An 11,715-nucleotide genomic window follows, 5' to 3' on the forward strand; every position below is an offset into this window, starting at 1 on the left:
GCTCGGGGGGGCCCGTGTCCTGGCCGCTTTTTTGTTCGCCCGCGGGGCCCCCGCCTTCCGCGCGGCGGGGGGGTGCCCCCCCCCAACCACACCCCCGGGGGCCCCCCCCGCCCCCCGGGCCCCGCCCCTCTTCGCTGAAAGCGGAAATTCGTGGCCCCTGGGGTTTCGAATCTCCGCGGGTCGTCCGACTACTCGGAGGCCGAGTCCTCGGTGGTCTCCGCCTCGGCGTTCTCGCCCTCGGCGTCATCGTCCTTCTTGGTGCCGAACAGCTCGGCGGTGTCGACGGTCGCACCCGTGGTGTCGGTCACGTTGGCGCGATCGACGACGGTGCCGAGCGCCTTGCCGCGGCGGACGTCGGCGAAGACGGCACCGAGCTGGTTGGCCTGGCTGATCTGCTGGATGAACTGCTCCGGCGGGATGCCGTAGCGCTGCGCCTGGAAGAAGATGCGCTCGGTCAGCTCCTGCTGCTCGACCGTGGTGTTCTCCGCCTCGGCGATCGCGTCGAGGAGCAGCTGGGTCTTCACCGAACGCTCGGCGGACTCGCGTGCTTCCTTGTCGAACTCCTCGCGGCTCGAACCCTGGGCCTCGAGCAGCTCGTTCAGCTTGGTCTCGTCGTGATCGAGCTCGTGGATCGCGTCGTGCAGCGCGCTGTCGACCTCGGCCTGGACGGCAGCCTCGGGAACCGGGATGTCGACGGTCTCGAGGAGAACCTCGAGGACCTTGTCGCGGATCTGGCCGGCCTGCTCGACCTGCTTGACGCGCTGGACGCGCTCGCGGAGGTCGGCCTCGAGCTCGCCGATGGTGTCGAACTCGCTCGCGAGCTGCGCGAACTCGTCGTCGGCCTCGGGCAGCTCGCGCTGCTTGACGGTGTTGACCTTGACGGTGACGACGGCTTCCTTACCGGCGTACTCGCCGGCGACCAGCGTGGAGGTGAACTCCTTCGACTCGCCGGCGGACAGGCCGATGATCGCCTCGTCGAGTCCGTCGATGAGCTGGCCGGAGCCGACCTCGTGCGACAGGCCCTCGGTGGCGGCCTCGGGAACCTCGTTGCCGTCGACCGTCGCGGACAGGTCGATGGAGACGAAGTCGCCGTCCTGCACCGGACGCTCGACACCCGTCAGGGTGCCGAAGCGCTGACGCAGCGACAGAAGCTGCTCGGCGATGTCCTCGTCGGTGATCTCGACGGGATCGACGGTGACGGCGATCTCGGAGAAATCGGGGAGGGTGATCTCGGGACGCACGTCGACCTCGGCGGTGAACGCCAGCTCGACGTTGTCCTCGAGCTTGGTGACGTCGATCTCGGGCTGGCTGATGACCTTGACGTCGTTCGCGGTCACAGCTTCGCTGTAGCGGCTCTGGATGGCCTCGTTGATGACCTGGTCCAGGACGGCTCCGCGGCCGACGCGGGCCTCGAGGATCTTGCGAGGTGCCTTACCGGGGCGGAAGCCCGGGATGCGGACCTGGCCGGCGAGGGCCTTGAAAGCGCGGTCGAAATCAGGCTGGAGCTCCTCGAAGGGCACCTCAACATTGATACGGACTCGCGTCGGGCTCAGCTGCTCGACGGTGCTCTTCACGGACATGCTCCTTCTGTCGTGCTCTCTTGTCGGTCGTTCGTGTCACTACTGAGCGCGCTGACGCTGTTCGATCTGGTCGGGATGACAGGATTCGAACCTGCGACCCTCCGCTCCCAAAGCGGATGCGCTACCAAGCTGCGCCACATCCCGGTCGTGAAGGCACCGCATCCGACCGCGGGACCCATCGCAGAATCCTACGGCCCCCCGATTATGAAATCCAAAGCGAGGTCCGGTACAGTCTCATCTCGCAAGCCGCAGCACCGGTCGACACCGGCGCTGCAGCCGCAACGGGGATGTAGCTCAATGGTAGAGCCCCAGTCTTCCAAACTGGCTACGCGGGTTCGATTCCCGTCATCCCCTCCACGGAGGAAGCCCGCCGGGTGCACACAGCACCGGCGGGCTTCGTCGTTCCGGACCGTCCCGTCCGGCCCAGCCCATCCGCATTCCGACGACCGCACGAACCACCGCGTCGTGATTCCTCGTCGCGTCCCTCCAGCGGACGCGACCGCGAATGGGTGGGGCGTCGTCGGATGACACCGCAGGGGGTGTGGAGGGACCAGCCCCGCCCCACCTCCGGTCGGTCCCTCTCCACCATCGAATGCCGTTCTCCGGTGTGAAATCCGAGTATCGTCGTCTCACCCCCGTAGGTCAGCGGTCGGTCGAGAAGGCGCCGGCGTCAACGACGGCGCCGGCTGTACCGACGGCGCCTCGCTATGCAGGGAAGCAACGATGCCTCGGCGCCACAGACCGACTCCGGACATGCCCCCGACCCCCGCTCCGACCGTCGGCGTCGAGGAGGAGTTCTTCCTCGTCGACCCGACCTCCGAACGGCTGACCGCGAGCAACGACCTCGTCGTGGCCGCAGCCGCCCGGCTCGGACTCGACATGGACTACGAGCTCAAACGCATCCAGGTCGAGGTGAACACACCGGTCTGCCGCAGCTCGGCCGAGTTGCGCGCGCGTGTCGTCGAGGGCCGGACCGTCGCAGCCGCGGCCGCGCGGGAGGCGCACGCGGGTCTGCTCGCGTCGGGTGTGTCGCCCACGCTCCAGAAGCTCGCGTCCGTGACGGATGTGCCGCGCTACCGGACGATGGCCGAGCGGTACGGACGTCTCGCCGAGGAGCAGGAGGTCTGCGGCTGCCACGTCCACGTCGGTGTCGCGGACCGCGAAACCGCCGTCCTGGTGTGCAATCACGTCCGGGTATGGTTGCCCACCCTGCTGGCCGCGACGGCCAACTCGCCCATCCATCGGGGCCGCGACACCGGGTACGCCAGTTGGCGGGCGATCATGGCCTCCCGGTGGCCGTGCGCGGGTCCTCCCCCGCGGTTCACGTCGGCGGAGCACTACGACGCGATCGTCGCCATGATGATCGAGAGCGGCAACATCCTCGATCCGGGCATGGTCTATTGGGACGTGCGTCCCTCGGCGCATCTGCCCACCGTCGAGATCCGGGTGAGCGACGTGCCGGCGACCGTCGACGAGACTGTTCTCCTGGCGATGCTCGTCCGCGCGCTCGTCGCCACCGCCGAACGAGAGGTCCGGGCGGGCATCACTGCTCCCCCGGTCGCCGACGAGGTCGTCCACGCCGCGTACCTGTGCGCTGCTCGCGAGGGGCCGACCGGACGTGCCGTCGACGTGTTCACCGGGCGGCCCACCACCGCGCAGCAGTCCTTCCGCGCCTTCCTCCGGTACATCGGCCCCCGACTCGAGGAGGCCGGCGACCGCCGGTGCGCGGTGGCGATGTGGGAGGCGATCCTCGCCCGCGGCACCGGGGCGATGCTGCAGCGACGCGCGTTCGCCCGCCGTCACGCCGTCGCCGACGTCGTCGACGCGCTCCACCGGGCGTTCGTCGCCGGACCGCAGACCCCTCCACTGTCCGGCGGAGCCCATCCCGCCCCGGACGTCCCCGCGCTCTGATCCCGCGACCTGCCGTTTGGAGCGCCTTCCCTCGGGTATTCGCGACCACACGAGCCAGGACGAGGGAGCACGTATGCGCGCGATGGTCTATCGCGGCCCCTATCGGGTCCGCGTCGAAGAGAAGGACATTCCCCGGATCGAGCACCCCAACGACGCCATCGTGCGCGTCGAGTTGGCGGCGATCTGCGGTTCCGACCTGCACCTCTACCACGGGATGATGCCCGACACCCGCGTCGGTACGACCTTCGGTCACGAGTTCGTCGGGGTGGTCCACGAGGTCGGGCCGTCGGTGCAGAGCCTGAAACCCGGCGACCGGGTCATGGTCCCGTTCAACGTCTTCTGCGGGTCGTGCTTCTTCTGCGCGCGCGGCCTGTACTCCAACTGCCACAACGTCAACCCCAACGCCACCGCGGTCGGCGGCATCTACGGCTACTCGCACACCTGCGGCGGCTACGACGGCGGCCAGGCCGAGTTCGTGCGGGTGCCGTTCGCCGACGTCGGCCCAACGATCGTGCCCGACTGGATGGACGGCGAGGACGCCCTGATGCTCACCGACGCCCTCGCGACCGGCTACTTCGGTGCACAGCTGGGTGACATCGTCGAGGGCGACACGGTCGTGGTCTTCGGCGCCGGACCGGTGGGCCTGTACGCGGCGAAGTCCGCCTGGTTCATGGGTGCCGGCCGGGTCATCGTGATCGACCACCTCGAGTACCGGCTGGAGAAGGCCCGGACCTTCGCTCACGCCGAGACCTACAACTTCGCGGAGTACGACGACATCATCGTCCACCTGAAGAAGATCACCGGTCATCTCGGAGCGGACGTCGCCATCGATGCGGTCGGGGCGGAGGCCGACGGCAACTTCCTGCAGCACGTCACGGCCGCGAAACTGAAGATGCAAGGTGGCTCGCCGGTCGCGCTGAACTGGGCCATCGACGGTGTCCGCAAGGGCGGCACCGTCTCGGTAGTGGGCGCCTACGGCCCGATCTTCAGTGCCGTGAAGTTCGGCGACGCACTCAACAAGGGGCTGACCTTGCGGATGAACCAGTGCCCCGTCAAACGTCAGTGGCCCCGTCTGTTCGAGCACGTCCGCAACGGCCATCTGAAGCCGAACGACATCGTCACGCACCGTGTCCCGCTCGAACACATCCCCGAGGCCTACCACATGTTCTCGGCGAAGCTCGACAGGTGCATCAAGCCGATCATCGTCGCCGACGGGAGTTGAGGAGGATCCGCCATGGCCTACACCGCAGACAAGCCCGAACCCCCGGAGACCCCCGACCAACTGCGCGCCCGCATCCCCGGATGGGGAGTCGACCTGGATCCTCGCGATCGGCCCTCGGTGCCGAAGGAACGCTTCGCACCTGAGACGACCGGCGCGCACTGGGACTTCCCCGAACGCCAGCCCGGGTACGAGACCCGCGAACGCTCGATCGAGCATGCCTTCGTCACCCCGGTCTTCGGCACCACGGCGCCGCTGAAGGGACTGTCCGGCGTCGTGCGCAGGCACGCCTACCGCCGCTACAGCGAAGGCCGCGCCGCGCACTGGTTGCTCCTGATCGGCGCCGACCGCATCGACGTCGCCGAGAGCCGGGTCCGGGCCCTGATGCAGGGCCGTCCCGACAATCCCGTGACCGAGAGCGGGATCCGGTCGGAGATCACCGCGCACGGCGGGGCGTCGAGGCGGCGGAGTTCGCGTGCCGACGTCAACCACCAGTGGCTCGATCCGTTCGTCTCCGGCGCACCGTGGATCGCCGCAGCGGGTCTGGGCGCAGCGGTGGTGATACGCCGGAAAGGGCGCTCACGGAGGTGAGAACCGGCACGTGGGGAGATCCCGAATCCAGCAACGACGTGTCACCTTTTCGACTCGATAGTGCAAAGCGAGAGTCAAGCAGGGGTGTGCGTCGTTCACGATATGAGACCGTCCCTCTTGTGAAGGACACCTCCGACGACCTCCCTCGGGCCCTCTCTCCCGGCTCCTCCGTCGTCGCCGCGGTCCTTCTCGATGCCACCCCCGACTGGGATCGGGTCGCCGCCGTGCTCGCGCCCGGCAACCACGAGTCGCCCAGTTTCCGGCACCGGGTGGTGGAACTGCCGTTCGGGCTCGATCCGCCGCGCCGCGCCGGGCATCCCGACTCGGATCCGCCGTGGCATCTCGAGCGGGTCGCCCTGCCCGCCCCGGCGACTTTCGAGGAGGTACTCGCCTACGCCCGCACGGCCCCCGACCCCTCGGGTCTCCGGCACCCGCGCTGGGAACTGACCTTGCTCGACGGCCTCGGCGGTGGCCAGTCGGCGCTGGTGATCCGGCTCCGGCATCTCGGCTCGGCACCCTCACCCGGTCAGTCCGAGTCCATGTTGTCGTGGGCGAGATCGGTGTCCGAACAGGGCGTCGAGTCGTTCCGCACCGCGGCGCACATGTTCACCTCGCTGGGCACCGGATTGATCAACGCCCTGCTCGGACGCACCGGCGACCACGAGGAGCCCGCACCCCGCGCGCCGCGACTGCACGTACTCGACGCGGATCTCGCCGCCCTGCGTCACGCCTGCGAACGCGCCGGCTGCCGCGTGTCGAGCGGGTTCTCCACTGCGATGCTCCTCGCGTGCAGCGAGTACCGGCGGCGGCACGGCCGCTCGATCGACGATCTGCGTGTCGTCGTCCCCGGGCCGGACGGCGGGGCGGTGCCTATGGCACCCGAGGACGAGGCGGACATCCACGCGATGGACACGGTCGATCTCATGCGACGCATCGACATCTCGTTCCCGTCCTCCGCCGGAGCACACTCCGACATCGCCGTCGGTCCGCGGGACGTGGTGGTGTCCACGCTCCCCGGTTCCCACGCGCCGCTCTACGTCGGCGGCGCGAAGATCGAGCGGTACTACGGCTTCGGTGCGGCCGACGGCGCGATGATGACCGCGTCGGCGATGTCCTATCGCGACACCTGCTGCATGGGCCTGGCGGTGGACCCCACGGTCGTCCCCAACCGCGATTCGTTCGATTCGTGCCTGCAGGAAGGGATGCGCGCGGTCCTCGGGGAGTGACTCCCCGCGTCGGTACGCTGGAGGACAGGACCCTCCCCCACCGGAAGGATCGGCCCGTGGAACTTCTGCTCATCCTCGCCGCCGTCGGTGCCGTGGTGTACTTCGTCTCCCGCTCCCAGAAGAGCACCACCCGTCACCGCACCGTCACCCTCGACGACGCCAAGGCCGACGCACGGCAGGCGATCGAGCGTCTCGGCGGCCAGATCTACAACCTGACCGGCACCGACGACGCCTCGCGTCAGGCGCTGGCGGACGCCTCCGAGCGCTTCACCGCCGCCGGCTCCCAGATCGAGCAGGCGAACTCGCCGAGGCAGGCGCGTCTCGCGAAACAGACCGCGCTCGAAGGTCTGTACTACATCCGAGCTGCGCGCCTGGCGATGGGCATGGACCCGGGGCCGGAGATCCCAACGCTCGACGGACAGAAGTCCGCCGGCGAGGTCACCGAGAAGCGCACCGTCGACTTCGAGGGCCGCACCATCGCCGCGTCGCCGTCACCGTCCTCCGCGACGCCGAACTACTACCCCGGCGGCCGCGTCGCGGGCCGGCCTGTCCCTGCGGGCTGGTATTCGGAGCCGTGGTGGAAGCCCGCCCTGGTCGCGGGCGCGTGGGGCGTCGGCTCGATGCTGCTCTTCTCGACGATGTTCGCCGGGATGGCCGGTGTCCCCTACGACGCGCAGGCATTCGAATCCGGTGTCGGTGATCCGTCGGCGGAGACAGGTGCCGGCGACGACTTCGGCGGTGGTGACGAGTACGGCGGGGGCGACGAGTACGGAGGCGGTGACGACTTCGGTGGCGGCGACTTCGGTGGCGGAGACGGCGGCGGATTCGATTTCGGGGGCTTCGATTTCTGAGTCGGATCTGCTGAGTCGGGTCAGCTGAGTCGGGTCAGCTGAGTCGGGTCAGCTCGGCTGACAGACCGGGCACCAGAACAGGTTCCGCGCCTGCATGACCGAGTGCAGAACGGGAGTCCCGCAGATCCGGCAGGGTTCGCCGGCACGGCGGTAGACGTACGTCCGGGGCCTGTTCTTGGCGTAGGCCGGTGCGCCGTGGTCGTGTTCGGGTCGCACGACGTGCATGCGCCCGTGCTCCACACCGACGTTCATCAGTTCGACGAGGTCGGCCCAGATCGCGTCGAACTCTCTGCGGGACAGCTTGTTTCCCGGACGTTCCGGATGGATGCCGTGACGGAAGAGCACTTCTGCGCGGTAGACGTTGCCGACGCCGGCGATGACGGCCTGGTTCATGAGCAACGCGCCGATCGCGGTGCGTGATCTGCCGATACGGCGCCATGCCCGCTCGGGATCGGCGTCGGGTCGCAGCGGGTCTGGACCGAGCCGGGCCTCGATCGCCTCGACCTCGCCGGGGGTGAGCACCTCGCACGCCGCCGGACCACGCAGGTCGCTGCCGTGGCGCGCGCCGATCATCCGCATCCGCACCTGTCCGACCGGTTCGCCGAGCGGCAACTCGCGGTCGGTGAACTCACCGTAGATACCGAGGTGCACGTGGACGGCGAGACCGCCCTCGTAGTGGTGGAAGAGATGCTTGCCCCACGCGTCCGCGTGGGTCAGGACGCGCCCGTCCACGGCGGCGGCACCGTCGGCGAACCGCCCCTGCGGACTGGACACCCGCACCGGCGCACCCGAGTACCACTCGTGGTGCAGCCGGGCAAGCCGGTGCAGGATGTGTCCTTCGGGCACGGATCAGGCAGGTGCGCCGGGAACTGCCGGAGCCTCGCCGGTCTTCTCGTACTCGGCGAGGATGTCGATACGGCGCTGGTGACGCTCCTCGTTCGACCACTCGGTCGACAGGAAGGCGTCGACGATCGCGAGGGTCTCCTCGAGGCTGTGCATGCGGCCACCGATGCCGATGAGCTGCGCGTTGTTGTGCTCGCGCGCAAGCTTGGCGGTGTCGACGCTCCAGGCGAGGGCGCAGCGCGCACCTCGCACCTTGTTGGCGGCGATCTGCTCGCCGTTACCGCTGCCACCGAGCACGATACCGAGGCTGCCCTCGTCGGCGACGGTGCGCCGAGCAGCCTCGATGCAGAAGGCCGGGTAGTCGTCGAGGGCGTCGTACTCGAACGCACCGCAGTCGATCGGCTCATGGCCGTTCTTCTTCAGGTGCTCGATGATCTCATTCTTCCGTTCGAAGCCCGCGTGGTCGGCTCCCAGGTAAACGCGCATGGGCCGAGTCTAACGAGACTCGTCCGCTCGCCCGCACGCGCCGTTCGCCGTGCGAGGGGCGGGTCGGAGCACACCCCGCCGGGGGCGGGTCAGAGGGCACCACGCCGGGGGCGGGTCAGAGGGCACCGTAGCGCGGCGGGTGGGTGCCGCTGGCAGTCCGGAGGCCGCGAGCCGTGATGCATCACGGTAGTCCGCGCCCGACCCGAAGCCGAGAATCGAATTCGGAGTGAGCACAAGTCTGTACGGCGGAGCGTTGCGACCTTCGGTCCCGAGCGTGGCGAACCCCGCCCCGGCAGGTCAGCGGCGCATCGCCCAGACCTTCGGGCCGCCGTCCGGCAGCTCCACGACACCGGTAACGACGAATCCGAGACGTTCGTAGAGCGCGACGTTCGCCTCCGAGGAGGTCTCCAGACAGGCCGCGACCCCCTGCCGCTCGGCCGCGCGAAGTCCTGGTTCGAGGACGGCCCGTCCCAGGCCGCGCCCCTGCGAGGCGGGATCGACGCCCACCGTGGCCAGGAACCACCCTGGCTCGCTCGGTTGCAGTTCCGCGGTGGCCTGCTCGGCCAGTTCGGCGGCGCGGGCACGATCACCCCGCAGCTCCGTCACCCGATCGGAGACGGACGTGAACGCCTCCTCGAGTCCGGTGGAGCCGGGCGTCGTCCAGACGGCCACGGCGTCGACGTCGTCGGAGACCCATACCTCGCCGCAGCGCATGCCGATCTCGGCGAGGAAGAGCCCTTGGAGGTCGCGGACCCGGGTCTCGTGGTCCCGGCCGTCGACGGTGTAGCGGGTGAACGGATAGTCGCGGAACGCTCGTCCGAGCGTTGCCGTCGCCTTCTCGACATCGTGCACCGTCGCCGGCCGGACCACATGATCGTTCGACACGCCGTTGCACTCTACCGAGCGCCACGGCGGTGCCCGGTCAGGAGAAGTCGGGCTCCTCGTCGCGGCTGCGCTTGAGCTCGAAGAAGTGCGGGTAGGACGCGAGGGCAACCACACCGTCCCATACCTTGCCGGCCTCTTCCCCGCGCGGGATCTTCGACAGGACGGGCCCGAAGAAGGCGATGCCGTTGACATGGATCGTCGGGGTACCGACGTCCTGGCCCACCTTGTCCATGCCGGCGTGATGGCTCGTGCGCAGAGCCTCGTCGTAGGCGTCGCTGTCGGCGGCCTCGGCCAGCGAGGCGTCGAGGTCGAGTTCGGCGAGCGACGCGGCGATCACGTCCGCGAAGTCCTTGTTGCCCTCGTTGTGGATGCGGGTGCCCATCGCCGTGTACAGCGGGGAGAGGATGTCGTCGCCGTACTTCTGCGCCGCAGCGATCGCGACGCGCACCGGGCCCCAGGCTTTCGTCATCAGCTCGGCGTACTCCTCCGGCAGGTCGCGCCCCTCGTTCAGCACGGCCAGGCTCATGACGTGGAAACGCGCCTCGATGTCGCGCACCTTCGTGACCTCGAGGATCCAGCGCGAGGTGATCCAGCACCACGGGCACAACGGATCGAACCAGAAGTCGGCGATGTCCTTGCCGGTCGAGGACGCGGCGGTCAGGTCGCTCAAGAGATCTCCTCACAAGAGTTCGTACGGGCCGGACAACTACAAGCATGTTCAACACGGCCCCGTCGACGATTCTTCCTGAACCGGGCCGTAGTGCGGGCGGTAGCCGTAACGTCGGAGCCGGGAAGCAGGTCCGGCACGCATCACAGCGGAGGCACCACGATGTCGGGTGAGGAAACGTTTCTGATCGTCGGCGCGGGTCTGGCCGGCGCCAAGCTGGCAGAGGAACTGCGCGCCCGCGACTTTCCCGGGCGCATCCTGCTCATCGGCGCGGAGGAGCACCTGCCCTACGAGCGACCGCCGTTGTCGAAGGACTACTTCGCCGGACGCAAGCAACTCGCCGACTTCACGGTGCACGACGGCGACTGGTACCGCGACCACCGCGTCGAACTGCTGCTCGGCACGAAGGTCACCGCGATCGATCCGGCCGCCCACACGGTGACGCTGCCCGACGGGTCGACGCTCCACTACGACAAGCTCGCGCTCGCCACGGGCTCGACGCCCCGCACGGTCCCGATTCCCGGAGCCGACGCCGAACGCGTGTACGTCATGCGCACCATCGAGGACTCCGATGCGCTGCTCACCGCGATCCAGGGCGAGACCGACCACGCGGGATGGCTGGCCGTCATCGGCGCGGGATGGATCGGCATGGAGATCGCCGCGAACGCCCGCGACCGGGGCGCGGGCGTGGTGGTCGCGGAGACCGCGAAGCAACCCCTGTCCGGTGCCCTCGGCGAGGAGATGGGTGCGGTGTTCGCCGACCTGCACCGCGCGCACGGTGTCGATCTGCGGACGAACACCTCGGTGCGCGAGATCGTCGCCTACGACGGTCGCGCGAGCGGCATCCGGTTCGGCGACGACAGTGTGGTGCCCGCCGACGCCGTGCTCGTCGCGGTCGGGGCGCGCCCGAACATCGAGCTGGCCCGCGACGCCGGACTCGCGGTGGACGACGGCGTGCTCGTCGACGCATCGCTGCGGACGAGCGACCCGGACATCGTCGCCGTCGGCGACATCGCGTCGGCGGAGCATCCGCTGCTCGGCACCCGTGTGCGCGTCGAACACTGGGCGAACGCCCTGAACCAGCCGGCCGTCGCGGCCGCGACGATGCTCGGACGTGAGGCGACCTACGACCGGCTCCCCTATTTCTTCACCGACCAGTACGACCTTGGCATGGAGTATGTCGGGCTCGCGCCCCGCGACGCGCGGGTGGTCACCCGCGGCGACGTGCCGGGACGGCAGTTCCTCGCGTTCTGGCTCGACGACGAGCAGCGGGTCCGGGCGGGGATGAACGTCAACATCTGGGATGCCGGGGACGACCTCCGCGCACTCATCGCCTCCGGGCGGCCCGTCGACGTCGGCCGGCTGACGGACACCACGGTGCCGTTGTCCGACGTCGCTCCGTGAGGGTTCGCCGATCATGATGGGATGGACGCCGACCGACATTCCGTCGTGAGAA

The 11,715-nt window shown here is 69.1% G+C and carries 11 protein-coding genes and 2 tRNA genes; 7 read left to right on the plus strand and 6 right to left on the minus strand.

Annotated elements, in window-relative coordinates:
- Nucleotides 1–188: 188 nt before the first annotated feature.
- Nucleotides 189–1,574: a trigger factor gene (tig, locus tag A5767_RS19955; protein WP_346772272.1), complete on the minus strand. Its 1,386-nt coding sequence runs from the start codon at nt 1,572–1,574 to the stop codon at nt 189–191.
- A gap of 73 nt (nt 1,575–1,647) precedes the next feature.
- Nucleotides 1,648–1,724 (minus strand) — tRNA-Pro (locus A5767_RS19960).
- A 139-nt stretch (nt 1,725–1,863) separates the two neighbouring features.
- On the opposite strand from A5767_RS19960, the gene A5767_RS19965 reads away from it, so the two are divergent.
- From A5767_RS19965 to A5767_RS23465, 6 genes are all read left to right on the plus strand, one after another.
- Nucleotides 1,864–1,937, plus strand: a tRNA-Gly gene (locus tag A5767_RS19965).
- 396 nt (nt 1,938–2,333) lie between these two features.
- Nucleotides 2,334–3,491: a carboxylate-amine ligase gene (locus A5767_RS19970; protein ID WP_064852996.1), complete on the plus strand. Its 1,158-nt coding sequence runs from the start codon at nt 2,334–2,336 to the stop codon at nt 3,489–3,491.
- A 73-nt stretch (nt 3,492–3,564) separates the two neighbouring features.
- Nucleotides 3,565–4,713: a zinc-dependent alcohol dehydrogenase gene (locus A5767_RS19975; protein ID WP_064852997.1), complete on the plus strand. Its 1,149-nt coding sequence runs from the start codon at nt 3,565–3,567 to the stop codon at nt 4,711–4,713.
- Nucleotides 4,714–4,725: 12 nt separating this feature from the next.
- Complete coding sequence (locus A5767_RS19980; protein WP_006551137.1) at nt 4,726–5,301, plus strand: hypothetical protein; 576 nt, start codon at nt 4,726–4,728, stop codon at nt 5,299–5,301.
- A gap of 119 nt (nt 5,302–5,420) precedes the next feature.
- Nucleotides 5,421–6,527 carry a wax ester/triacylglycerol synthase domain-containing protein gene (locus A5767_RS19985; RefSeq protein ID WP_006551136.1) on the plus strand — a complete coding sequence of 369 codons (1,107 nt, stop codon included), beginning with the start codon at nt 5,421–5,423 and terminating at the stop codon, nt 6,525–6,527.
- A 56-nt stretch (nt 6,528–6,583) separates the two neighbouring features.
- Nucleotides 6,584–7,378, plus strand: coding sequence for a hypothetical protein (locus A5767_RS23465; protein WP_064852998.1), 795 nt, complete (start codon nt 6,584–6,586; stop codon nt 7,376–7,378).
- A 48-nt stretch (nt 7,379–7,426) separates the two neighbouring features.
- On the opposite strand, the gene A5767_RS19995 is transcribed toward A5767_RS23465, so the two are convergent.
- From A5767_RS19995 to A5767_RS20010, 4 genes are all read right to left on the minus strand, one after another.
- Nucleotides 7,427–8,224, minus strand: a complete 798-nt coding sequence (locus A5767_RS19995) for an Fpg/Nei family DNA glycosylase (protein WP_024100566.1) — start codon at nt 8,222–8,224, stop codon at nt 7,427–7,429.
- Between the two features lie 3 nt (nt 8,225–8,227).
- Complete coding sequence (locus tag A5767_RS20000; protein WP_006551133.1) at nt 8,228–8,707, minus strand: ribose-5-phosphate isomerase; 480 nt, start codon at nt 8,705–8,707, stop codon at nt 8,228–8,230.
- A 297-nt stretch (nt 8,708–9,004) separates the two neighbouring features.
- Nucleotides 9,005–9,592: a GNAT family N-acetyltransferase gene (locus A5767_RS20005; protein WP_024100565.1), complete on the minus strand. Its 588-nt coding sequence runs from the start codon at nt 9,590–9,592 to the stop codon at nt 9,005–9,007.
- A gap of 37 nt (nt 9,593–9,629) precedes the next feature.
- Nucleotides 9,630–10,262, minus strand: a complete 633-nt coding sequence (locus tag A5767_RS20010; RefSeq protein ID WP_006551131.1) for a mycothiol-dependent nitroreductase Rv2466c family protein — start codon at nt 10,260–10,262, stop codon at nt 9,630–9,632.
- Between the two features lie 159 nt (nt 10,263–10,421).
- On the opposite strand from A5767_RS20010, the gene A5767_RS20015 reads away from it, so the two are divergent.
- Nucleotides 10,422–11,663 (plus strand): NAD(P)/FAD-dependent oxidoreductase, encoded by a 1,242-nt coding sequence (locus A5767_RS20015; RefSeq protein WP_024100563.1) that lies wholly within the window; start codon nt 10,422–10,424, stop codon nt 11,661–11,663.
- Nucleotides 11,664–11,715: the final 52 nt, after the last annotated feature.

The organism is Rhodococcus sp. 852002-51564_SCH6189132-a, from assembly GCF_001665495.1.
In the GTDB taxonomy this organism is placed as follows: Bacteria; Actinomycetota; Actinomycetes; order Mycobacteriales; family Mycobacteriaceae; genus Rhodococcus; species Rhodococcus pyridinivorans.